This window comes from Rhizobium sp. 01T444 (assembly GCF_056398305.1).
The window spans coordinates 75,381-97,956 of sequence record NZ_JBFTPD010000008.1 but is presented as its reverse complement, the minus strand read 5'-3'; the positions used below and the strand labels follow the sequence as shown (position 1 = coordinate 97,956).

16 protein-coding genes are annotated in these 22,576 nt (G+C 61.0%); 5 read left to right on the top strand and 11 right to left on the bottom strand.

Features of this window, described 5'->3' with window-relative positions; all coding sequences use genetic code 11:
- Window positions 1-11 precede the first annotated feature (11 nt).
- The 3 genes from nirD to cysG are packed head-to-tail and all read left to right on the top strand — an operon-like array spanning window position 12 to window position 4,442.
- Window positions 12-341 (top strand): nitrite reductase small subunit NirD, encoded by a 330-nt coding sequence (nirD, locus tag AC1DTN_RS14045; protein WP_007816845.1) that lies wholly within the window; start codon window positions 12-14, stop codon window positions 339-341.
- Window positions 341-2,995: a nitrate reductase gene (locus tag AC1DTN_RS14040; protein ID WP_442207572.1), complete on the top strand. Its 2,655-nt coding sequence runs from the start codon at window positions 341-343 to the stop codon at window positions 2,993-2,995. The genes nirD and AC1DTN_RS14040 overlap by 1 nt, the downstream gene beginning before the upstream one ends.
- The gene (gene cysG / locus AC1DTN_RS14035) at window positions 2,967-4,442 is read left to right on the top strand and encodes a siroheme synthase CysG (RefSeq protein ID WP_442207511.1); all 1,476 of its coding nucleotides are present in this window, start codon (window positions 2,967-2,969) and stop codon (window positions 4,440-4,442) included. Before AC1DTN_RS14040 ends, cysG begins: the two co-directional genes overlap by 29 nt.
- A 219-nt stretch (window positions 4,443-4,661) precedes the next feature.
- Here the strand turns inward: cysG and AC1DTN_RS14030 are convergent, their stop codons facing one another.
- Window positions 4,662-5,003 carry a hypothetical protein gene (locus tag AC1DTN_RS14030; protein ID WP_442207510.1) on the bottom strand — a complete coding sequence of 114 codons (342 nt, stop codon included), beginning with the start codon at window positions 5,001-5,003 and terminating at the stop codon, window positions 4,662-4,664.
- A gap of 121 nt (window positions 5,004-5,124) precedes the next feature.
- Window positions 5,125-6,135 carry a ketopantoate reductase family protein gene (locus AC1DTN_RS14025; protein WP_442207509.1) on the bottom strand — a complete coding sequence of 337 codons (1,011 nt, stop codon included), beginning with the start codon at window positions 6,133-6,135 and terminating at the stop codon, window positions 5,125-5,127.
- A 1,440-nt stretch (window positions 6,136-7,575) separates the two neighbouring features.
- On the opposite strand from AC1DTN_RS14025, the gene AC1DTN_RS14020 reads away from it, so the two are divergent.
- Entirely contained in the window at window positions 7,576-10,857 is a 3,282-nt protein-coding gene (locus AC1DTN_RS14020) for a GH36-type glycosyl hydrolase domain-containing protein (RefSeq protein ID WP_477921480.1), read from the top strand.
- Here the strand turns inward: AC1DTN_RS14020 and AC1DTN_RS14015 are convergent.
- Genes AC1DTN_RS14015 through AC1DTN_RS13990 form a run of 6 tightly spaced genes read right to left on the bottom strand, consistent with a single transcriptional unit; the run spans window position 10,854 to window position 17,489 of the window.
- Window positions 10,854-11,864 carry an ABC transporter ATP-binding protein gene (locus tag AC1DTN_RS14015; protein ID WP_477921478.1) on the bottom strand — a complete coding sequence of 337 codons (1,011 nt, stop codon included), beginning with the start codon at window positions 11,862-11,864 and terminating at the stop codon, window positions 10,854-10,856. The genes AC1DTN_RS14020 and AC1DTN_RS14015 overlap by 4 nt on opposite strands.
- Window positions 11,861-12,883 carry an ABC transporter ATP-binding protein gene (locus AC1DTN_RS14010; protein ID WP_477921476.1) on the bottom strand — a complete coding sequence of 341 codons (1,023 nt, stop codon included), beginning with the start codon at window positions 12,881-12,883 and terminating at the stop codon, window positions 11,861-11,863. Before AC1DTN_RS14010 ends, AC1DTN_RS14015 begins: the two co-directional genes overlap by 4 nt.
- Complete coding sequence (locus AC1DTN_RS14005; RefSeq protein WP_477921474.1) at window positions 12,880-13,788, bottom strand: ABC transporter permease; 909 nt, start codon at window positions 13,786-13,788, stop codon at window positions 12,880-12,882. The genes AC1DTN_RS14010 and AC1DTN_RS14005 overlap by 4 nt, the downstream gene beginning before the upstream one ends.
- Entirely contained in the window at window positions 13,788-14,723 is a 936-nt protein-coding gene (locus tag AC1DTN_RS14000; protein WP_477921472.1) for an ABC transporter permease, read from the bottom strand. Before AC1DTN_RS14000 ends, AC1DTN_RS14005 begins: the two co-directional genes overlap by 1 nt.
- A 33-nt stretch (window positions 14,724-14,756) precedes the next feature.
- Window positions 14,757-16,355, bottom strand: a complete 1,599-nt coding sequence (locus AC1DTN_RS13995; protein ID WP_477921470.1) for an ABC transporter substrate-binding protein — start codon at window positions 16,353-16,355, stop codon at window positions 14,757-14,759.
- Between the two features lie 27 nt (window positions 16,356-16,382).
- On the bottom strand, window positions 16,383-17,489 hold the full coding sequence (locus tag AC1DTN_RS13990; protein ID WP_162747925.1) for a mandelate racemase/muconate lactonizing enzyme family protein: 1,107 nt from the start codon (window positions 17,487-17,489) through the stop codon (window positions 16,383-16,385).
- A gap of 342 nt (window positions 17,490-17,831) precedes the next feature.
- Between AC1DTN_RS13990 and AC1DTN_RS13985 the strand changes: the two genes are divergently transcribed.
- Window positions 17,832-18,899, top strand: coding sequence for a LacI family DNA-binding transcriptional regulator (locus AC1DTN_RS13985; RefSeq protein ID WP_439017477.1), 1,068 nt, complete (start codon window positions 17,832-17,834; stop codon window positions 18,897-18,899).
- A gap of 28 nt (window positions 18,900-18,927) precedes the next feature.
- Here AC1DTN_RS13985 and lpdA read toward each other — a convergent pair whose 3' ends face one another.
- The 3 genes from lpdA to AC1DTN_RS13970 are packed head-to-tail and all read right to left on the bottom strand — an operon-like array spanning window position 18,928 to window position 22,575.
- Complete coding sequence (lpdA, locus tag AC1DTN_RS13980; protein ID WP_439017476.1) at window positions 18,928-20,325, bottom strand: dihydrolipoyl dehydrogenase; 1,398 nt, start codon at window positions 20,323-20,325, stop codon at window positions 18,928-18,930.
- Window positions 20,326-20,328: 3 nt separating this feature from the next.
- A complete protein-coding gene (locus AC1DTN_RS13975; protein WP_439017475.1) occupies window positions 20,329-21,558 on the bottom strand; it encodes a dihydrolipoamide acetyltransferase family protein in 1,230 nt (409 codons plus the stop codon).
- Between the two features lie 3 nt (window positions 21,559-21,561).
- Window positions 21,562-22,575, bottom strand: coding sequence for an alpha-ketoacid dehydrogenase subunit beta (locus AC1DTN_RS13970; RefSeq protein WP_439017474.1), 1,014 nt, complete (start codon window positions 22,573-22,575; stop codon window positions 21,562-21,564).
- Window position 22,576: the final 1 nt, after the last annotated feature.

Genomic DNA, 22,576 nt, shown 5'->3' with positions numbered 1-22,576 from the left:
GGAGATCAACCATGAACTGGCACCCGATCGGCGAGATCTCCGATATTCCTTTGCGTGGCTCCCGCTGCGTGAAGACCCCGCATATGAATATCGCCGTCTTCCGCACGGGCGAGGACGAGGTCTATGCGATCGAAAACCGCTGCCCGCACAAGGGCGGGCCGCTTTCCGAGGGCATCGTGCATGGAAATGCCGTCACCTGCCCACTACACAATTGGGTGATTTCGCTGGAGACTGGCAAGGCACTCGGCGCCGATGACGGCGCGGTGCGTACCATCCCGCTCAGGAACGAGGGCGGCAGGCTCTATATCGCGCTCGAAAGCCTCGTTATGGCGGCCGAATGATGGGAGCGGAGGTCAGGACCACCTGCCCCTATTGCGGTGTCGGCTGCGGCGTGATCGCTCGGGTGGACGAGGCCGGCACCGTGACCGTGAAGGGGGACCCGGAGCACCCGGCCAATTTCGGGCGGCTCTGTTCCAAAGGTTCGGCGCTTGCCGAAACCATCGATCTCGACGGTCGGCTGCTCCATCCCGAAATCGATGGCAGACGGGCAGGCTGGGATGAAGCTCTCGCTCTCGTCGCCAACAGATTTTCCGAGACCATCGCCCAACATGGCCCTGATGCCGTCGCCTTTTATGTCTCGGGTCAGCTTCTGACCGAGGATTATTATGTCGCCAACAAGCTGATGAAGGGCTTCATCGGCTCCGCCAATATCGACACCAATTCCCGCCTCTGCATGTCTTCCTCGGTCGCCGGCCATCGCCGCGCTTTCGGCTCGGATACGGTTCCCGGTCTCTACGAGGATCTGGAACTTGCCGATCTCGTCATACTGACCGGGTCCAACCTCGCCTGGTGCCATCCTGTCATCTACCAGCGGCTGGCTGCCGCCAAAGCGGCCCGGCCGGGCCTGAAGATCGTCGTCATCGATCCGCGCCGGACGATGACCTGCGATATTGCCGATCTGCATCTTGCCATCCGTCCCGACGGCGACGTGGCGCTCTTCATGGGGCTTCTGGCCCACCTCGCGGCAAGCCCTGCTATCGACCAGAACTATATCGGCGCCCATACGGAAGGTTTTGGTGCGACTTTCGCCGCTGCCGCTGCGCTATCGGTAGACGACCTGCTTGAGCGCACCGGCCTGCCGGCCATGCAGGTGAGGGAATTCTTTCGCCTGTTCGAGACGACCGAGAAGGTCGTCACCTGCTACAGCCAGGGCGTCAACCAGTCCACGTCGGGCACTGACAAGGTCAACGCGATCATCAATTGCCACCTGGCAACCGGCCGCATCGGCCGCCCCGGCATGGGGCCGTTTTCGCTGACGGGACAGCCGAATGCCATGGGCGGGCGCGAGGTCGGCGGACTCGCGAATATGCTGGCAGCCCATATGGCGATCGAAAGCGCTGACGATCGCGACCGGGTGCAGCGCTTCTGGAATGCGCCTGAGGTTGCCGCCAAGCCCGGCCTGAAGGCAGTCGATCTGTTCCGCGCCGTCGAAGAAGGCCGCATCAAGGCATTGTGGATCATGGCGACCAATCCCGTCGTTTCCCTGCCGGATGCACGTCGTGTCGAGGCTGCGATTGCTGCCTGCCCCTTCGTGGTGGTGTCCGACATGTTGCGCGAGACCGATACGACCCGGTACGCGCATGTGCTGCTGCCATCGCTCGGCTGGGGTGAGAAGAACGGAACGGTCACCAATTCGGAACGCCGCATATCGAGGCAGCGCCCCTTTCTCGCTCTGCCGGGAGAGGCGCGCGCCGACTGGTGGCAGATGGCAGAAGTCGGCCGCCGGATGGGCTTTAACGCCTTCAACTACACGTCTCCGGCCGACATCTTCGCCGAACACGCGGCACTCTCCGCCTTCGAGAATGATGGCAGCCGCGACTTCGACATCGGCGCCTATGCCGAGACGGAGGCGCCAGCCTATGATGTGCTGAAACCGTTTCAGTGGCCGCAGCCTTTCGGAGCAGAGGAAAGGGAAACGCGGTTTTTTGCCCAGGGTGGTTTCTTCCACACCGATCGCAAGGCGCGCTTCATTGCCGTCGAAGCGCCGGCAACCGAAAGAACAGATTCAGCCTATCCGTTCACTCTGAATACGGGCCGCATTCGCGACCAGTGGCACACCATGACACGGACGGGAAAGAGCGCGCGGCTGTCATCCCATATCGCCGAGCCTTTCGCGGAAATCCATCCGCGCGACGCGATGGAACTTGGCGTGGCCGATGCCGCCCTCGTGCAGATCGAAAGCAGCTATGGCAAGGCCATCATCCGCGCGCTGGTAACCGACCGGCAGGCACGCGGCAGCGTCTTCGTGCCGATGCACTGGAGCGACCAGAATTCGGCTGAGGCGCGGATCGGCGCCGTCGTCAAACCCGCAACGGACCCTGTTTCGGGTCAGCCCGCCTCGAAGAATGTCGCGGTTGCCGTCAGCCGCTATCGCGCTGCCATCTATGGCTTCGCTGTCAGCGTGGCAAAGCCTGATGTGGCGGACGCGGACTATTGGGCACTCGCCAAAGCCGATGGCGGATGGCGGCTGGAGCTTGCGTTCCATAACGGCATCGAAGACTGGATGGCCTGGTGTCGAAAAAGCTTCGGCATTGCCGACCATATCGAGCCCTTGGGTTATGCCGACCAGCAATCCGGCGACCGGCGGATCGCCTTCTTCGACGGAGAGAGGCTGCTTGCCGCGCTCTTCCTTGCAAGAGAGCCGGTTGCCGTCGCGCGCAACTGGGCGGTGTCGCAGCTGACTGCCGATCACAGCAATCTGCGTCGCCGCTTTGCCGTCATCGCCGGCCGACCGGGCGCCGACAGACCGGATCCGGGTGCGACGGTCTGTTCCTGCTTCAGCATCGGCGTCAACCAGATCGCCGCCGCCGTCCGCTCCGGCTGCCGCAGCGTCGAGGCGATCGGCAACGAACTCAAGGCCGGCACCAATTGCGGTTCTTGCCGCGCCGAAATCAGGGGGATCATCAATGCCTGTGTTGCAGACGCTGCTGAATGATATTGCCGACCGGGCGCCCGCTCGCATGGCGCCGCTTGCCAAGCTGCCGGTCTTCTGGTCGCTTGCCGGACAACGGGTGATCATCGCTGGCGGCTCGGATGCCTGTGCCTGGAAGGCGGAACTGCTGGCCGCCTGCGGTGCGAAGGTCGAGATCCATGCGGAGCACCTCGGCGAAGCCTGCGCCACTCTCATCGAGCGCGGCGCGCCACATCCTGAAGGCGCGCTCATCCACCGTCCAATGGCGTGGCGCGAAGATATTTTTGCAGGTGCGGCCCTTGCCATAGCGGACTGCGAGGATGAGGCCGAGGCTCGAACGTTTTTCGAAGCGGCGCGGCGAGCCGGCGTTCCCGTCAACATCATCGACAAGCCGGCTTTCTGCCAGTTCCAGTTCGGCTCCATCGTCAACCGCTCGCCTGTCGTGGTGTCGATCTCGACGGATGGAGCGGCACCGATCCTCGCCCAGGCCATTCGCCGCCGCATCGAAACGCTGTTGCCGACATCCCTGAAATCCTGGGCGGTCCTTGCCCAGTCACTGCGCGAGGAGATTGCTCTTCGTCTTAAACACGGCGCAGAGCGCCGCGCCTTCTGGGAGCGTTTTGTCGATCGCGCTTTCGGAGCCGAACCGACGGAAGCAAGCGCCCGCGACATGCTTGCTGATATGGAAAGGCCCGCTCAGACACGCCTCGTCGGGCGGGTGGCGCTTGTCGGCGCCGGTCCGGGCGATGCGGAATATCTGACGCTAAAGGCCGTGCGGGCATTGCAGGCCGCCGATGTCATCCTGTTCGATGATCTGGTGTCGGACGAGGTTCTGGAACTGGCGCGGCGCGAGGCAAAACGCCTGCTCGTCGGCAAACGTGGCGGGCGCACGAGCTGCCGCCAGGAAGATATCAACGAGATGATGCTGACTTTCGCCAAGGCCGGCAAAAACGTTGCCCGGCTGAAATCCGGCGACCCGATGATCTTCGGCCGCGCCGGAGAGGAGATTGCCTATCTGAGGCAGAACAATATTCCGGTCGAGGTCATCCCCGGCATCACGGCGGCCAGCGCCATGGCCTCGCGGCTCGGCGTGTCCCTGACGCATCGTGATCATGCGCAGAGCGTTCAATTCGTCACTGGACATTCGCGCCATGGCATCCTGCCTGACACGATCGACTGGCAGGCGATCGCAGACTCAAGAAAAACGACGATCTTCTACATGGGCGGACGCACCGCCGGAGCGATCCAGAACAGGTTGATCAAGGCTGGCCTCGATGCAAAAACACCAGTCGTGATCGTCAGTTCGGTTGCCAATGCCGACGAGCGGCGCTGGACCGGCAGGCTCGATCATCTTTCTTCGGCCATGGCCGGAATCGGCCTCGACCGGCCCGTACTCATCGGCGTCGGGGAGGTTTTTGCCGCCTGCGGTCTGACGGCCGAAACCGGTCTCCCCGTTGCGGCCCAGGCTTGACGACCGGCCGGGTCGGAGAACTCGCTGCAAATCGGGTCTCAAGTCGGATGTATACACGTAACTGGAGCTCGGCTTGCTGCGGCTTCAACTTCCACGCGGACCACACTCTCCCCGACTCCAGGGGTCGAGACGGGAGCCCAAAGCTTTGCCACAAGGGCTGCGACAGAAAATGGCGATGAAGGGTGACCGGGTCACGCCGAAAACCTCAAACACGTCATATCACCGTGCTTGTGATCCCTGTCGGCGGCGGGATAAGACAACCGCAAATGTAGTCGTTACCGCGATTGCCGCCAAAATCGCTCCCCGTTGGTCGTAGGTTATTTTGTCAAAGCCCTCGTTGTTCGCAAGCACGAAACTGGCGCAGGTCAATACGCCAGCAGCAAGCCCGACATAGGCCACTGCAAATCCGGACAACACCCTGGTCGAGAACAATATCAACGGAAGATACAGTACGCCCACGACCGGGTCGTACGGTCCCAAGATGTCCAGTAAGAAGACAGCCGAAAGGCCTAAAGGTATTATGATGAGCATAGTGATGCTCGGGGGTTGTTCGCTCTTCATCTTAACGTCTCCAGTGAACTCTCGCGGCGGGTTCCGTAGCGCCACCGCAGCAGCGTCGCTATGCAACACTTTGGTAGCTCGGAACATTCGGGAGCTATGTGCGGACTACGTGCAATGTCCCCTAGGCTGCATTAGCCGGCTCGCCCTGGCTTCTGAAATGAGCGATCCCTGTAACGGCTTCCGTAACCGGCATTGTTATTCCTTGCCGCTCCGCCATTTCGATGACGGCATCGCAAATCGAGGCAAGCTCAAGCCGATTTCCTTTCTCGAAATCCTGGAGCATCGAAGTCTTTACATCTCCGAGCATTCGACCGGATTCAATGATCGCATCGGGATCGACCTCAAGTTTGCCACCATAGGCCTCGATGACAGGAATGACCTCCCGAAGCATCTGTCGGCTGACGTCAGAGAGATAGTGATTGCCGAAATTCTCACGAAGCGTCGCACCCGTTATTGCGGTCACCGGATTGGAGATAAGGTTGCGTACGACCTTCGTCCAAACGGCATCGCGAATGCGCGTGGCGACACGGACGTCGATTCCTGCGGTATTTAGAATCGCTGCCAATTCGCCGACACGTGCAGACAGTCGGTCATCAAGCTCCCCGATCGTCATCTGCAACGGATTGAAGGTTTGCGCGGTCCCCCAACCCAAACGCTCGGCCGTTATGACAGTGGTCGTGCCTATGATTTGCCGCGATGGCATCAATTTCTTCAGGTTGCCCTTTGGGTCGACAGACCGAACAACTGGACCGTCCCACAGCCCACCTTCGCCGTCGAAGTACCACCACGGGATACCATTGACGACCGGGATGATCGTCGTTTCACTGGTAATGAGCGGCTGCAAGGACGCGGCCAATTCCGGCAGGTCGTAAGATTTTGCGCACAGGAATAAGATATGTTGCGGGCCAAAGTCTGCCGCCCGGCCAACCTCCACTTGTGAGCGGTGATCCCCTTCCTTGTCCAGCAGCCGTATCCCGTTCTCCCTTATCGAGGCTAGGCTTCCGCCTCGAGCGATCAACCTTACGCGGAAACCGACGATCGAAAATCTTGCGGCAATCGTGATGCCGATAGCGCCCGCGCCTGCTACACAAATCGATGGAACCTGATCGTTCTCTTCGAGAAGTTGCGACATATAGTGTCTCCTGCTGAACTTCGGTGACGCCGCGAGAATGACAGCGTCAACCTTTAGGCATGATTTTTCGCGGGTTAGCCGGAATTTGGCGACTTCCTGGACGCTGATGGTGAGATGTTAGGCCGCGAACAGTGCCGAATGGATGTTACCGCCGGCTCCGTGGCTAAGAGTTGAACATGCAGACTCCTACCGACGGATTCGACAGCTATCTGATCCGCGTTAGTAGCAGTCGGGAGAGGTGACAACGGTTCCGACAACGTTGCGTGTCGGCCTCGATCCAGATGCTTTGTTCCGATCAATTCCGATACGAAGAAGTTATGACTTCGCTGTCGTCTACGCATCTATACGGAGGTCTAGCCAGCGCCTACAATTGGTGTATAGCCAAAACCGCGAGCTAGCCCTATCAGCTCCTTCGGATCCTCCCAACGAGGAGATAACGGGTCGTTTCGTCCACTCATTCGGCTGCCCATCTGCCAAACCGAGCGGAAAATTGGCAACCAGCAGGTTACCAGCTTTCGACGTTGGCGCCTGCCCATCGACACACATCTGCACCGGATAGTGCGAGGACAGCTCCAGCGCGTTTTTGAATACAGCGTCGGTCGACCTACCTCTTTGTCCCGGCATCGCTACACCTCGGTATAGATGCATGCGGTCATTGATCAGGGGTATTCTAACAACTGCGTAACGGCCTAAGGAAATGCCTCTGTCAGAAGCAGCAATGCGATTGGTTTGCCTCATACGCAACCAGTCAAGACCCGGCTCTTTCGCCGCGTCGGCCTTGGAGGCGGAAACCGTGGAAATTCCGCAGGGCTTCTTAGAAAAGCGGCCGACCTGGCCGCTGTCCGGATGCTGACGACCAAATCGTTACCGCAATTCAATGGAACTGCACCAATCATGCCCCAAGACCCGGATAAAAGAGCAGGCACGCCAATATGTTTCATTCTGGAGACAGGCATCGTGTGTTTTATCGCTTTCGCCTGTTGCCTCGCGGTATGGGCCTCGCTCGAGCTTAGCGTTGCCTCAAGCGAGACGGGTGAAAGCCCCCGCGCTGCGTCTTCGGTGCCAGTAAAGGTCGCCAGGCCAGTTCCCGTGTATCTTTACAGTCTTGGTTCGGTGCACGGATTGAGCGCAGTCACCGTCAGAACGCGAATAGAGGTTCGAATCGCGGGTGTCGCTGGTAGCTAATTTCCCCCAAACTCCCCCGTTTTCGCGACGATGGCTCTCGGTGGAGTCGTCCTCAGCATTGCTGGACGGCAACCTGCTGACAGGCGCGATGATTTTCCTGGGCGTCGACGGCAGCATCCCTGATGGCCCTTCACCGCTTCGCTCAGGTGCATTCGTCATCTGTGCGCCACGATCTAACCAGTGACATTAGGTAGTATTTCGCTCAAACATTTTGCATCATTCTCCGATTCCCTTTTAGGCGACACGAGATCTCACATGCCCTCGAGACTGAATCGCAAATTGCAGATGCCCCGCCGCGACAACCTCGGCCTTCTGACGATCGCCAACGGCTCCGGCCTTTCCATATCCGCACTGCCGAATGCCACTTTGTTCTCAATCGATTACGCCGACAGCCTCGGATCGGTGCAGGTCAATCAGCTCCAGGGATCGCCGCTTTCCGGCGGTGTCGGACGGCTCTATCTGCGGATCGGCGGCAAGAAGCCTGCCGTTGCCGAGATCGTCGGGCCTAGGGCGAAAGGCAAGTTCGGCCATAGCGAAGCGGGCTTCTCCTGGAGCGGCAACGTCGCCGACATCAACTATCAGGTAAGCCTCGTGCTTGCCCCTTCCGAGACGACATGGTTCTGGCATGTGGCGCTTGCACATTCCGGCGCGGAAAAGCTGCCGGCCGATCTCGTGCTGGTTCAGGATATCGGCCTCGGCGATCGCGGTTTCCTGATGAACAGCGAAGCCTATGCCTCGCAATATGTCGATCACCACATTGCCGAGCATCCGGCCTTCGGGCCAGTGGTGATGAACCGGCAGAACCTCAAGCAGGGCGGCGGGCGCAATCCTTGGCTCGCGCAGGGCTGCCTGGAAGGTGTTGCAGCTTACGCTACTGATGCGATCCAGCTGGTCAAATCGACCGCCGGCAAGGACGATCTTCTCGTCGGTCCCTTCGGCACGGATCTGCCAAGCCAGCGCCGGCAACATGAAATGGCCTGCCCGGCCCTTCAGTCGAAGTCGCTTGCCGTTTCGGCCGAAGGCGTCACTGCGAGCTTCTTCGGCTTGTTCCTCAACGATCATCAGGCAGCCTCCGACAATGCCGATCTTTCCCGCCTCGATCATCTGAAAGTCGTCGAAAAGACGGTGGCTGGTCCGGCCGAGCAAGTACCGCCGCGCAGCATCGTGCAGGATGCCGGGCTGCTGACGGTGGAGACGCTGGACGACAAGGCGCTTACCCGCCTCTATCCCGATCGTATGCTCGAAGAGCGCGCAGACGGAAAGCTGCTGTCCTTCTTCGTGCCTGAGGGCGCCCTCAATCGCCATGTGGTTCTGCGGGAGAAGGAACTGCAGGTCGCGCGCCGTCACGGCGCGATCGTACGCAGCGGCCAGAACATGTTGCTCGACGACGTGACGCTGGCATCGACCTGCTGGATGCAGGGCATATTTGCCGCGCAGCTGACGATCGGCAATACGTCCTTCCACAAACTGTTTTCGGTCTCCCGCGATCCCTACAATCTGACGCGGGCCAGCGGGCTGCGCATCCTTGCTGATATCGGTCAGGGCTGGCAGCTTCTCGGCGTGCCTTCAGCCTTCGATATGGGCCTCAGCGATTGCCGCTGGATCTATCGCCTTGGCGACCGCACCATCACCGTCACGGCGACAGCGTCAGGCGAAGATCCCGCCATGCAATGGGCCGTCTCTGTCGAGGGTAAGCCCTGCCGCTTCCTGGTCTTCGGCCATCTCGTTCTCGGCGAGCGGGAATATGACACAAGCGGTTATGCCGAATTCGACGCAGAAGCCAAGCGCATCCGCTTCCGCCCAGACCCGCATTGGCTCTGGGGCGAGCGTTTTCCCGATGCCAGCTACTGGCTGGTGAGCTCCACGCCTGGCGCCGTCGAGGCGGTTGGCGGCGACGAGTTTCTTTATGAAGACGGCGTGGCCCGCAACGGCGCCTACATTGCCCTGCGCTCCCACGAGACACAATCGCTCGCCTTCGCCGTCGTCGGCTCGATGACGGACATGGCAGAGGCCGAGCGTCTGGCCGATCGCTACGCAGGTGGCATCACGCAGGAGGCGATGCTCGATCCAGCTTCGCGTTTCTGGCAGCACGCCATTCGCGGCCTGACACTCGACAAGCCCAAAGCCGATGCGGTGGCGCATGCCGCGATCCTGCCCTGGCTCGCACATGATGCAATCGTGCATCTCAGCGTCCCGCACGGGCTGGAGCAATATACGGGCGCCGCCTGGGGCACGCGCGATGCCTGCCAGGGGCCGGTGGAATTCCTGCTCGCCTACGAGCATGACCGCGAAGCCAAGGAAGTGGTCAAGACTGTCTTCAGCGAGCAGTACCTGGAAAAGGGCGATTGGCCGCAATGGTTCATGCTGGAACCCTATGCCAACATCCGCTCCGGCGACAGCCACGGTGATATCGTCGTCTGGCCGCTGAAGGCGCTCTGCGACTATATCGAGGCAACTGGCGATCTCGCCGTCCTCGATGAAAAGGTGGTCTGGCGCGACGACAAGACCATGGGCAGGGCACCGGCCGATACGATCACCGTCCATGTCGACAAGCTTCTCGCTACCGTGCGCGAGCGCTTCATTCCCGGCACGCATCTGATCCGCTACGGCGAAGGCGACTGGAACGATTCCCTGCAGCCGGCCGATCCGCATCTGCGCGACTGGATGGTGAGCAGCTGGACCGTTTCCCTGCTCTATGAACAGATCGTGCGTTATTCCGCTATCCTGCGTCGCATCGGCCAGGCTGCTGACGCCACGGAACTGCGCAAGATCGCCACCGCCATGCGGCGCGACTTCAACAAACACCTGATCCGCGATGGCGTGGTCGCCGGTTACGGCATCTTCGATCCCACCCATGACGGCGTCGAGCTGCTGCTGCATCCCGATGACCAGCGTACCGGCCTGCACTATTCGCTGATCTCGATGACGCAGGCGATGCTCGGCAAACTTTTCACGCCAGAACAGCGGCAACAGCACATGAAACTGATCGAGAAGCACCTGCTCTTCCCCGACGGCGTGCGCCTGATGGAGAAGCCTGCGACCTATGCCGGCGGTCCGGAGACGTTGTTCCGGCGTGCGGAATCTTCATCCTTCTTCGGCCGCGAGATTGGCCTCATGTATGTGCATGCGCATCTGCGCTATTGCGAGACCCTGGCAATTGCTGAGGATGCAAAGGCGCTCTGGAAGACGATCGGTCTCGTCAATCCGATCGCCGTGACCGACGCCTTGCCACACGCCTCACTGCGCCAGCGCAACACCTATTTCAGCAGCAGCGATGCCGCCTTCCCTGACCGCTATCAGGCGATGAGCGACTGGGACCAGGTCAAGGAGGGCGAGATCGACGTCGACGGCGGCTGGCGCATCTATTCCAGCGGGCCCGGCCTCTATGCCCGCAGCTTCATCGAAAACATCCTTGGCTTCAAACGCCGCTTCGGACGACGCAAGCGCGAACCGCTGCTGCCGTCTTCCGCCTCGATCACGATCAAGACGGATCATGCACCCTGGCGCCGGCTACAGGGCCCAAAGCGAAAGGGTTAAGCGGCAACTTCGCGTACCCGAGGCGGGATCGGATTGGGAGCGGCGAAATGGCAGGCGGCCATCTGGCCGTTCGCTACCTCTCTCAAAGCGGGCCGTTCGACTTTACAGATGTCCTGCGCGATCGGACAGCGAGTGTGAAAGCTACAGCCGTGAGGGATGCGCGACGGGCTCGGCACGTCGCCTTCAAGCACGATGCGGCGGCTTTTCCGGTCCGGATCGGGCTCGGGTGCCGCTGACAACAGCGCCTGCGTATAGGGATGCTGCGGGGCCGAATAGACCATCCGCTTGTCACCTATCTCCACGATTCTGCCGAGATACATCACTGCCACACGGTCAGCGATATGGCGGACGACGGCGAGGTCATGGGCGATGAAGAGGAAGGAAAAGCCCTTCTTCTCCTGAAGGTCCTGCATCAGGTTGATGATCTGCGCCTGCACGGAAACGTCGAGTGCGGAGACCGGCTCATCGGCGACGATAAAGCCGGGATTGAGGGAGATCGCCCGGGCAATACCGATGCGCTGCCGCTGGCCCCCGGAAAACTGCCGGGGATAACGGTCCATGGCGCTCGTCGGCAAGCCGACCTGCGTCAGGAGATCGGCGACCCTCTCGCGCCGTTCGCGCTTCGAGCGGATGAGGCCGAAGGCATCCAGCGGCTCGCCGATGATTTCGGCGATGGAGCGCCGCGGGCTCAGCGATCCATAGGGATCCTGAAAGATCATCTGCACATTGCGCCGCATGCTGCGCATCTTCTCGTGCGACAACGCCGTCAGCTCGGTGCCCTCGAAGAAAACACGGCCATCAGTCGGCTCGATCAGCCGCAACAGCAGGCGTCCGAGTGTGGACTTGCCGCAGCCGGATTCTCCCACAAGCGCCAGCGTTTCGCCACGCAGGATCTCGAAGCTCAGATCATCGACGGCGCGCACGCCGCTACTCTCCTGCTTGAAGGACAGCATGCCGCCATCGGAAAACACCTTGCTCAACCCTTCGGCCCGCAGGATTGCGTTCATCGCATATGCTCCTCGATCGATGGGAGGGATACCTTGTTTTCGGCTGTAACCCAGCAGGCCGCCTTGTGCTTCGGACCGAAGGCAAACATCGGCGGCATTTCGCTGCGGCACTTGTCGATATGCAAAGGACAGCGGGCGTAGAATGGACAGCCCTCCTTCACCGAGCCCGCGGTCGGTACGGAACCCGGGATCTGGTAGAGCCGCTTCTGATCGTCATCGAGCCTTGGGATCGATTGCAGCAGGCCGCGCGTATAGGGATGGCTCGGGTTACTGAAGATCGAGCGGACATCCGCATCCTCGACCACGTGGCCGGCATACATGACGATGACACGATCGCAGACCTCGGCGATGACACCGAGATCGTGCGAGATCAGCAGCACGGCCGTGTTCAGCGTCTTGCGCACCTTCGCCATCAGGTCGAGCACCTGCGCCTGGATGGTCACATCAAGTGCCGTCGTCGGCTCATCGGCGATCAAAAGTTTCGGATTGCAGGCAACTGCCATCGCGATCATCACCCGCTGGCGCATACCGCCCGAAAACTGGTGCGGATAGGCATCGAGACGCCCTTCCGGATTGGGGATGCCGACAAGCTTCAGGAGTTCGATGATGCGGGCGCGGCGCTCTCCGCGGCTCATCTTCTCATGCAGCTTGATCGCCTCGCCGATCTGGTCGCCGATCGTCATGACCGGGTTCAGCGAGCTCATCGGCTCCTGAAAGATCATCGCGATGTCCCGGCCGCGGATCTCGGGCAGCTTCGTCTTCGGCAGATCAAGAAGGTTGACGCCTTCAAGCTCGATGCGCCCTTGCGCGATGCGGCCAGGCGGATTGGGGATCAGCCGCATAATCGCCAACGACGTGATCGACTTGCCCGAACCTGATTCGCCGACGATGCCGACCGAACCGCCGGCCTCGATCTCGAACGAGACGCCGTTCACAACGCGGATCGGAGAATCCTTCGGGCCGAATTCGACGGTGAGGCCTTCAACCTTGAGCAATGGTGTCTGTGGTTTAGACGTCATTGGTTCGTCTCCGGGTCCAGCATGTCGCGCACGGCATCGCCGATCAGGTTGAAGGAGAGCACTACGCAGGTGATGGCAAAGCCGGCGGCAATAATCGGCCAGGGCGAGCCGAAGAGATTGTTGAGACCATCGCGGATGATGTTGCCCCAGCTCGGATTGGGAGCACGGGCGCCGATGCCGAGGAAGCTCAGCGACGCTTCGAGACGGATGGCGGAGGCGACCCAGAGCGTCATTAGCACGACGATAGGCGCCGCGATATTCGGGATGATATGGCGGAAGATGATGACGGGCGTACGCACGCCCACGGCGATCGCTGCTTCCACATAGGGCTCCTGCTTGACGGACAGTGTCGAGGCGCGGGCCACACGGGCAAAACCCGGAATGAAGGCAACGGTGATGACGGCGATGATATTCCAGAAGGCGCCGCCGAGCACGGCTGCGATGATGATTGCAAGCAGCAGTTCCGGGAAAGCGAGCAGCAAGTCGATGAAGCGGCTGATGACGCGATCGATCAGCCCGCCGAAATAGCCGGCGGTCACGCCAAGCGCGGTGCCGACTAGCGCCGCAAGCGCAGGCGAAATCAGGCCGAACAGCAGCGAGTTGCGCGACCCGTGGATCATGCGCGAGAGAACGTCGCGCCCGAACTGGTCGGTGCCGAGCCAATGGGCGGCCGATGGCGCCTTGTTGATCGAGAGGATGCTTTGGGCCAGCGGATCATAGGGCGCAAGCAGCGGTGCGAAGACCGCAATCACGAAGAAGACGAGCGCGATTGCCAACGCGAAAAGCGTCGAGGGCCGCCGGAGCAGCGTTCGGGACAGAAGCGACAGCAGGCCCGGCGCAGGGACCAGCGAAGGCTGCTCAAAGGCCTGCAAGGGGGATCCCGGCGTTTGCGTGATGATGCTCATTATTTCACCCGGATTCTTGGATCGATGACGATGTAGAGAAGATCCATCACCAGATTGATGAGAAGGACGAGGAGCGCAAAGACAACGACGCCACCCTGGATGATGCCGTAGTCACGCTCGTTGATCGCTTGGATGAGCAGACGTCCGAGGCCCGGCCTGTTGAAGACCAGCTCGACGGCGACCGACCCTGACAGCGTTGCAAGCAGGCTGAGCCCCATGCCGGTCGAAAGCGGCAGCAACGCATTGCGCAGACCGTGGCGATAGATGACACGCGGTTCACGGGCACCCTTGGCGCGGGCGGTGCGGACATAATCCTTACCGAGCGTTTCCAGAAGTGCGGTCCGCGACAGCCGGCCGATGAAGGCGGCTTTGACGAGTGCAAGCGTCAGCCCCGGTAGCACGATGTGGTACATGCGATCCGCGAAACCATCGCCGCCGCCATTGATCGGGAACCAGCCGAGGTTCAGCGCAAATCCGATCAGGAGCAGCGCGCCGAGATAAAAGTCCGGAATGGCATAGCCAAGGAGCGAAAAGAGACGCATGCCGGAATCCGGCAGCCGGTCGCGATGGGTCGCAGCTAGCACGCCGAAAGGCACACCGGCACCGACGCCGATGATCATCGCCGCGACCGTCAGCTCGATCGTGTAAGGCAGATTGGCGACGATCAGGCGCAGCACCGGCTCGCCATTCATGTACGACTGGCCGAAATCGAGGCTGAGCACGCCGATCAGGAAGTTGATGTACTGTTGCCACAGCGGCACATCGAGCCCCATCTTGTGGCGGAAGGCGGCGAGCTGCTCCGGGAGAGCCATGTCTCCCAGAGCCGCAATCGCCGGATCACCCGGCAGGATCCGCATCGCGATAAACACGAGCGTGAGCACCAACCAGATTGTCGGAATGGCATCCGCCAGCCGGAGGAGAAAATATCTAGCCATGTTCATTCACTCGCATTCATCGCGACCTGGAAATCAGGCCTTCTTGGTCGCGTGGTGGAAGCGCCAGCGCGCATAGCCGCTCTGCACCTTGTAGCCGAGGTCGAGGCGTGCATTGCGGGCAACTGTAAAGGAGAGCGTCGACATACCGATCAACGGCAGGTCGCGCAGGACCTGAAGTTCGATCTGCTTGCAGTAATCGACATAGGCCTTGTAGTCGGTCGCCTGCAGTGCCTTGGCGAGCAGGTCGTCGATACCAGGCATGACCACGCCGTAATGGCTGTAGTTGATACCACCAGATCCATCCGGCTTGACTTCCGCCTTGGTCGACAGCTGCTGGATGTAGAGCTGCGTCGGGATCGGCGGATAGCTGGACGAATGCAGGGCCAGCGTATTCTTGTCGTGCTGATTGTCAGCATGATAGGCGGTGTGATCGCCGATATGCAGGTTCATGCGCATGCCGACGGAACGCAGCTGCTCCTGCACGATCAGCATGATGGAGGCATAGTCCTCGCGCTGGCTGACATTGCTGTCGAAGTCGAAACCATCGGGGAAACCGGCTTCGGCAAGCAGCGCCTTGGCCTTGTTCGGATCGTAATTGTATTGAAGCTCCGGCGGCAGGTCTTCGGTCTTGAAGCCGCCGGGGAAGAAGTCGGGCTGCAGGCCGGCCGTAAAGCCGCCCATCGGCTTCAGCGCATTGCCGACCGCATGGCGGTCGACGGCGTACATGATCGCCTGACGCACCTTGATATTGTCGAACGGCTTGCGCTTTAGGTTGATATGCAGCGTGTTGAACGACCCCGGCGACGTCATGTCGAACTGCAGCGTCGGGTCGCGCTGCAGCATGGAATCGACCCAGCCCGGTGCGCGGACGGCCTCGATCATGTCGACGTCGCCAGAGAGCAGCGCGAGCGTGCGGGCCGTCGTATCGGCGATATAGACGGATTCGACCTTGGCGATTTTCGCCTTTTCACCCCAATAGGTTTCATGGCGCTTCAGCGCTGTGCCCCACTGATTGTCGAAGCGGGTAAGTTCGTAGGGGCCGGTGCCGACGGCGTCGGTCTTGAACTTGTCCGCGCCGATCTGGTCATAGGCCTTCTTGGAGACAATCGAAGTGTTGTTGAGGAAGATTGTCGTGCCGAGCAGGTTCACGTCTGAATTCTTCAGCGTGATGACGACCTCATAAGGGCCGTTCGCGACGACATCGGCGACATTCGACAGGATCGGCTTGTTCGTGCCGTCGGCCATGGCGCGCTTGAACGAAAAGACGACGTCTTCCGCCGTCATTTCACCAAAACCCTTGTGGAACTGCACGCCCTGACGGAGCTTGAAGGTCCAGGTCTTGGCATCTGACGAAGCGGACCACTCGGTGGCGAGCGTTGGCCGATACTGGTCCGGCGTCGTGGCGAAGGTGCCGTCATCGGGGCGCACGAGCTGTTCGTACATCTGCTCGGTCGCCCAGTTGTCGCCGCCCTGCGTCGTATAGTTCGGATCGCTGCTGCGGGGACCGCTGGCGGCAATGCCGATGCGGATGGTGTCGGGATCGCTTGCTGCACGCGCAATGGCGGATCCAAGCATGCTCATCGCAGCCGTGGCCGCGGTCAGTTCCAGAAACTGGCGTCTTCTCAGGTTCATGTCATTTCCTCCCACTTGTCAGAATATTCAGCTTCGCCGCTTGTCGAGCTCGGCATCTTCAACGATCAGGCCGAGGCCCGGACCGGACGGAACCTTGAACTTGCCGTCTTCCGGGATCGGCGGATTGGCAAAGCCGACATGCATGCGTGTCGACGGATCGGAGAATTCGGCGGGCTTGGTATTGTGCATCAGCGTCGCAAGCACATGCAGGTTCGCCACATGGGCGATGGTCGGCTGGGTCTGATGCGGAACGAGCTCGACGCCATGCGCAAAGCAGATCGCGGCACACTGCATGAGGCCGGTAATGCCGCCCATCTTGATGATATCGGGCTGCACCATGCGCACGCCTGCATTGATCATGTCGACGACAGCCTGGGTGGTATAGGACTGTTCGGCAGCCGAAACCGTGATGTCGAGACGCTGGGCAACCTCGCCCATGGCGCGCACGTTATAGTGCTGGACCGGTTCCTCGAACCAGACATAGCCGAGCTCTTCGAGCGCGCGGCCGACCCGGATGGCGCCGCCGACGGAATATTGGTTGTTGGCATCGAAGGCGAGCGGGAAATCGTCGCCCACCAGCTTGCGCACGGCCTTTGCCTTGGCGATGTCACCTGGAATATCATAGTCCTGACGCGTGCGGTCGCCGTCCCAGCGGATCTTTATGGCAGCCGGCTTTTCGGCCTTCCAGCGCTGCTCGACCACGCGAACGGTTTCATCGACAGTGCGGCCGGCATTGTTGCCAACCGAGGAATAGAAGGGCAGTTCCGTACGCCAGGCGCCGCCGAGCAGCTTGTAGACTGGCTGGTTGAAGTGCTTGCCCTTGATGTCCCAGAGGGCAATATCGAGGGCGGCAAGCGCGCCGGTGACGGCGCCTTCCGGGCCGAGCTTTACATATTTATGCAGCAGCCGATCGTAGAGGACCGACTGGTCGAGCGCATCCGCACCGACGAGCGAGGCTGCGAAATCTCTGACGACGCCGAGCGAGTGCTCGCCGCCCATCATCGGCGAGGCTTCGCCGTGGCCGACGATGCCATCTTCGGTCGTCACGCGCACGAGAGCCGTGCGGCGACCCGGCGGCTCATTGGGCTCCCATTTCACCTGAAAAGCTTCGACGGACTTGATGATCGTACCCACTGGCATTCCCTCGGAGAACGGACGTTTTCAGCGCCGGTGTTGTTGTTGAGGAAAGCATCTTCCAATTTGCATCCGTATGCAACACGGCGATTGAATTGAAATTGGAACAGGTTTTATGCCGAAATCTGCAAAAATGTTCACTGCTGGATATCGAGCATACAAAATCGGAGATTTGCTTATTTCATTGGCTCTTAGATGCTGCGACGCACTCGGGCGCCTGGATTCAAGAGTTGGAAGAACTGTCAATGGACGACTTGGCGACTGCATATAAGCAGCAATTGAAATTGTTGCATCCGAATGCAAAAAGTGTAGGAAAGGTAGTGGCAACCGGGGAAATGGATCATGCGCAAACAGGGATCGGCGTCCTTGCAGGGAGAACCGTCCGGCGGAGCGTTCAGCCGAAAGCCGATTACCGCCCGCGAACTTGCGCGCATGCTTGGCGTCAGCCAATCGGCTGTATCGCGTGCCTTCACACCAGGCGCAAGCATCGCAGCCGAGCTGCGCGAACGCATCCTGAAATATGCGGCAGAAGTCGACTATCAGCCGAATGCGATCGCCAGCATGCTCTCGAAGAGCCGCACGAACATTATCGGCATCGTCGTCTCCGACATGCAGAACCCCTTCTATCCGGGCCTGATCGAAAAACTCTCGCGCTCGCTGCAACGCATCGGCCTGCAGAGCCTTCTCTTCAACATCACCAAGGGATCGAACCTCGAAGAGCAGCTTTCGGCACTGCGGCGATACAACGTGGACGCTGTCATCGTCATTTCTGCGACGATCTTGTCAGGCTCGACGCTGAGCTGGGCGACGGAAGGCCGGCCAGCCATCCTGATCAACCGCGTCATCGAAGACACGAATCTGAGCTGTGTGGCCTGTAACAATGTCGAGGGTGCCCGCGCCATCGCCGATCATTTCCATCGGCAGGGCGCCCGCAGGGTCGCCTATGTCGCCGGTCTCAGTCACACGACCACCAACCGCGAACGCCAGAACGGTTTCGTCACACGGATTGCGGAGCTTGGCATGACGCTAAGCGTCCAGGTCGAAGGCCGGGAATACAGCTACTATGCCGGCCGCAAGGCCGCGCTTGAAATCGCCGCTAAGAAAAGCACCGATGCGATCTTCTTTGCCAACGACATTCTGGCGATCGGCGGCATCGATGCCCTCAGGGAGGAGGCAGGCTGCCGCGTGCCCGACGATATCCTCGTTGCGGGCTTCGACGACATCCCGATGGCCGGCTGGCCACACTACAACCTCACCACTTTTCGCCAGCCAGTCGATGAGATCGTGCGCGTCGTCGTTGAAATGATCGAGGGAGATACATCGGCATTGCTGCGGGTAGCCACGACCATCCGCCTTTCGGGAGAACTCATCGAACGGCGCTCGACCGGCGCGGAATCTAACGCAGAGTAGCCTCCACTATCGGCAGGCCGCGGGCGGCTCAAATGTGAAGAGCATTCCCCAGGGCTTTCAGCGCCGCTTCCATCACCGCCTCGCTGCGCGTCGGATGAGCATGGATCGTGCCGGCGATATCTTCCAGTCGCGCGCCCATTTCGATGGCAAGCGCGAAGGCCGCCGAGAGCTCGGAGACCCCAGCCCCCACCGCCTGCGCGCCAAGGACCAGATTGGTGTCGGCCCGCGCCACCACCCGCACGAATCCTTCCTCCGAAAGCATGGTCATCGCCCGTCCATTGGCGCTGAAGGGAAACTGGCCGGTCCTGATATCATAACCCTGGGCGCGTGCTTCTGACGGGGACAGACCGGCGCTGACGATTTCCGGATCGGTAAAGCAGATCGCCGGAATGCAGCGCTTATCCCAGGCGCGTTTCTTTCCGGCAACGATCTCCGCAACCATTTCCCCCTGCGCCATGGCCCGATGCGCCAGCATAGGCTCGCCGGTAACATCACCGATGGCATAAATGCCGCGCATGGACGTGCGGCAGCGGTCGTCGATCCTGAGAAAAGGACCGGCGCGGTCGAGATCAAGCTCTTCGAGGCCTGAGCCCGCCGTTCTCGGACGGCGGCCTACAGTCACCAGAATACGGTCTGCTACAAGCGCCTGCTGCCGGCCGTCAGGCGTTTCGACGACAAGTCCATCGCCGGCATCGGAAAGGCCGATCGCCTTCGCGCCGGTCAAGACGCGGATGCCGCGCTCGGTCATCTTGCGCATGACAGGCCGAACGAGATCGGCATCATATTGCGGCAGCACCTGCTGCGTTGCCTCGACCACCGTCACCTGCGATCCCATCTTCGCGAATGCTGTCCCGAGTTCCAGCCCGATATAGCCGCCGCCGACCACGACGAGATTTTTCGGCAATTCGCCCAACGACAACGCCTCGGTCGAAGAAATAACGCGGCCACCAAAAGGCAGGTTCGGGAGTTCAACCGGATCGGAGCCGGTGGCGATGACGACGGTCTCGGCACGAATGATCTGCTGGCCGGTTTCCGTCTCTACCTCGACCGTCTTGCCATCGCGGAAATGAGCGCGGCCGTGGACGATCTTCACGCGCGCCTTCTGCAACAGGCCGGAGACGCCGCTCGTCAGCCGGCCGACGATACCGTCCTTCCAGGTGATTGTTTTTGCCAGATCGATCGAGGCGCCCTCGACGCGGATGCCCATCGGATTCTTGCCCGTAAGCATTTTCTGCGTGGCGTCGAATTCCTCTGCGGCATGAATCAGCGCCTTGGAGGGAATGCAGCCGACCGTCAGGCAGGTACCGCCCGGCTTACCGGCCTCGACGATGACAGTGTCGATGCCGAGCTGGCCGGCACGGATGGCGCAGACATAACCGCCGGGACCTGCACCGATGACGAGGAGCTTGCAGACAATCTCTTTCATTGCTCAGCCTTCGATGAAAATGAGCGCTGGCGTTTCGAGCAGCGTGCGGATGCGCTGCACGAAGGTTGCCGCGTCCCAGCCGTCGATGATGCGGTGATCGAAGCTGGAGGAGAGGTTCATCATCTTGCGCGGCACGAATTGCGCACCGTCCCAGACCGGCCGTATCGCGATCTTGTTGACGCCGATGATCGCCACTTCCGGGTGATTGATGACGGGCGTGGAAACGATGCCGCCGAGAGCCCCGAGCGAACTGATGGTGATGGTCGAGCCTGACAGTTCGTCACGTGTTGCGGTACCAGAACGCGCCGCTTCCGCCAGCCGGCTCATTTCGACTGCGCAATCGAAGATGCCGCGCGCTTCGGCATGCCGCACCACGGGCACGGTGAGCCCCGCCGGCGTCTGCGTGGCAATGCCGATATGCACGGCGCTATGGCGCGTGATGATGCCGGCATCATCATCGAAGGTGGCGTTGACATCGGGCTGATCGGAAATCGCCTTGACGAGCGCCCGCATCAGGAAGGGCAACACCGTCAGCTTGGGATGCTCGGCCTTGCGGTCGGCATTCATTGTGGCGCGCAGTTCCTCGAGCGCCGTCATATCCACTTCCTCCACATAGGTGATGTGGGGAATGCGTGAGGTCGAAAGCACCATCTTTTCGGCAATGCGGCGCCGAAGACCGGTGAGCTTGATCTCCTCGGTCGTCGTCTTCTTTGCCAGGCCGGTACGCGCCGGAGCGGGCGCCAACCCCTGGTTTAGGAACTGATCGATATCTTCGCGCAGGATACGGCCGGCCGGCCCTGTGCCCTGCACCTGCCTTAGATCTACACCGCTCTCGCGGGCAAACAGCCGTACCGATGGCGCAGCGAGTGGCTTTTCGGTCGGCGGAGCTGCCGGCGCCGGTGCCTTCGGAACGGGTTTCGGAGCTTCTGCTTTCACGGGCTCGGCGGGCCGCGGCTGAGGAACCGTTTCGGGTTCCGCCTCTCCGGCTCCGCTTGTCGTCTCGATGCGCACCAGCGGCGCCTTGACGGCAATTCGATCGCCGATCTCACCGGCAAGCCAGGTCACCGTGCCGCTGACGGGCGAGGGAATTTCGACGGTGGCCTTGTCGGTCATGACGGCGGCGATCACCATGTCCTCGCGCACGGGATCGCCGGTCTTCACATGCCATTCGACAAGTTCTGCCTCGGCGACACCTTCGCCGACATCGGGCATCTTGATGATGAATTCGCCCATGGTTCAGGCCTCCATCACTTCGGCAAGCGCGCGTCCGACGCGGCCGGGTCCGGGGAAATAGTCCCACTCCTGCGCGTGCGGATAGGGCGTATCCCAGCCTGCGACGCGCACGACCGGGGCTTCCAGATTGTAGAAGCAATGTTCCTGCACCAGCGAAACGACCTCCGCACCGAAACCCGATGTCAGGGTTGCTTCATGCACGACGACGCAGCGCCCGGTCTTGGCGACGGATTTGACGATGGTATCGAGGTCGAGCGGCAAAAGGCTCCGGAGATCGATCACCTCGGCATCGATGCCGGCATCCTCGGCGGCGGCAAGCGCCACATGTACCATCGTGCCGTAGGCAACGACCGTCACAGCAGAGCCCTTGCGCCGTACCTCAGCCTTGCCGATCGGGATCGTAAAATGTCCCTCCGGTACCTCGCCAAGATCATGCTTCGACCATGGCGTCACCGGCCGCTCGTGATGGCCATCGAAAGGTCCGTTATAGAGCCGCTTCGGCTCCAGGAACATGACAGGATCGGGATCTTCGATCGCGGCAATCAGCAGGCCCTTGGCGTCATAGGGATTGGACGGCACCACCACTTTCAGGCCGCAGACATGGGTGAAGAGCGCTTCCGGGCTCTGGCTGTGGGTCTGGCCGCCAAAAATGCCGCCGCCGGTCGGCATGCGCACGACGATCGGGCAGGTGAAATCGCCGTTTGAGCGATAGCGGATACGCGCCGCTTCCTGCGTCAGCTGGTCGTAAGCCGGATACATATAATCGGCGAACTGGATTTCGACACAGGGCTTCAGCCCATAGGCCGCCATGCCGATCGCCGTGCCGACGATGCCGGATTCGCTGATCGGCGTGTCGAAGCAGCGCGTCTTGCCGTATTTCGCCTGCAGGCCCTGCGTGCAGCGGAAGACGCCGCCGAAGTAACCGACATCCTCGCCGAAAACCACGACATTGTCATCACGCGCCATTGAGACGTCCATGGCGCTGCGTACGGCCTCGATCATCGTCATCCGGGCCATG

Coding starts and splice junctions, on each gene's coding strand:
- nirD (WP_007816845.1), top strand. CDS start 12: ATGAACTGGCACCCGATCGGCGAGATCTCCGATATTCCTTTGCGTGGC.
- AC1DTN_RS14040 (WP_442207572.1), top strand. CDS start 341: ATGGGAGCGGAGGTCAGGACCACCTGCCCCTATTGCGGTGTCGGCTGC.
- cysG (WP_442207511.1), top strand. CDS start 2,967: ATGCCTGTGTTGCAGACGCTGCTGAATGATATTGCCGACCGGGCGCCC.
- AC1DTN_RS14030 (WP_442207510.1), bottom strand. CDS start 5,003: ATGAAGAGCGAACAACCCCCGAGCATCACTATGCTCATCATAATACCT.
- AC1DTN_RS14025 (WP_442207509.1), bottom strand. CDS start 6,135: ATGTCGCAACTTCTCGAAGAGAACGATCAGGTTCCATCGATTTGTGTA.
- AC1DTN_RS14020 (WP_477921480.1), top strand. CDS start 7,576: ATGCCCTCGAGACTGAATCGCAAATTGCAGATGCCCCGCCGCGACAAC.
- AC1DTN_RS14015 (WP_477921478.1), bottom strand. CDS start 11,864: ATGAACGCAATCCTGCGGGCCGAAGGGTTGAGCAAGGTGTTTTCCGAT.
- AC1DTN_RS14010 (WP_477921476.1), bottom strand. CDS start 12,883: ATGACGTCTAAACCACAGACACCATTGCTCAAGGTTGAAGGCCTCACC.
- AC1DTN_RS14005 (WP_477921474.1), bottom strand. CDS start 13,788: ATGAGCATCATCACGCAAACGCCGGGATCCCCCTTGCAGGCCTTTGAG.
- AC1DTN_RS14000 (WP_477921472.1), bottom strand. CDS start 14,723: ATGGCTAGATATTTTCTCCTCCGGCTGGCGGATGCCATTCCGACAATC.
- AC1DTN_RS13995 (WP_477921470.1), bottom strand. CDS start 16,355: ATGAACCTGAGAAGACGCCAGTTTCTGGAACTGACCGCGGCCACGGCT.
- AC1DTN_RS13985 (WP_439017477.1), top strand. CDS start 17,832: ATGCGCAAACAGGGATCGGCGTCCTTGCAGGGAGAACCGTCCGGCGGA.
- lpdA (WP_439017476.1), bottom strand. CDS start 20,325: ATGAAAGAGATTGTCTGCAAGCTCCTCGTCATCGGTGCAGGTCCCGGC.
- AC1DTN_RS13975 (WP_439017475.1), bottom strand. CDS start 21,558: ATGGGCGAATTCATCATCAAGATGCCCGATGTCGGCGAAGGTGTCGCC.
- AC1DTN_RS13970 (WP_439017474.1), bottom strand. CDS start 22,575: ATGGCCCGGATGACGATGATCGAGGCCGTACGCAGCGCCATGGACGTC.